This window comes from Vibrio sp. T9, assembly GCF_003123985.1.
GTDB classification, from domain to species: domain Bacteria; phylum Pseudomonadota; class Gammaproteobacteria; order Enterobacterales; family Vibrionaceae; genus Vibrio; species Vibrio diabolicus.
The window spans coordinates 1-453 of the sequence record NZ_NIGY01000064.1 but is presented as its reverse complement, the minus strand read 5'-3'; the positions used below and the strand labels follow the sequence as shown (position 1 = coordinate 453).

Below are 453 nucleotides of genomic sequence, written 5' to 3'. Positions count from 1 at the left end.
ACACGGGCGCCGTCGCTGAGCGAAATGATCTGCTTACCGGCCTTCTGTCGGCCCGTCAGCGCTTCGAAGCGAGTGACGAAGCCGTAGCCGAAGTCGGTCGCCAGCACGATGCGGGTGTCGTTATCGGCCGTGACGACGGCATCGAAACGCGCGCCGGCTGGCGGGCTGAAGCGGCCGGTGAGCGGTTCGCCGTTGCCGCGCGCGGAAGGCAGCGTGTGTGCCGGCGTTGCATAAGCGCGACCGGTGGAATCGATGAAGGCGACCTGTTGCGTCGTGCGCGCGCGGGAGATTGCCAGCAGGCTGTCGCCATCGCGATAGGAAAGGGCTTCGCCGTCGATGTCGTGGCCCTTGCCGGCGCGTACCCAGCCCTTGTGCGACAGCACCACGGTCACCGGTTCGGAGGCGACAAGCGCGCTCTCGTCCAGTGCCTGCGCGACGCTACGTTCGATCAGC

The 453-nt window shown here is 67.3% G+C and carries 1 pseudogene; it reads right to left on the bottom strand.

Annotated elements, in window-relative coordinates:
• A pseudogene (locus tag CBX98_RS25430) lies at window positions 1-453 on the bottom strand (DNA topoisomerase IV subunit A); the annotation flags it as partial.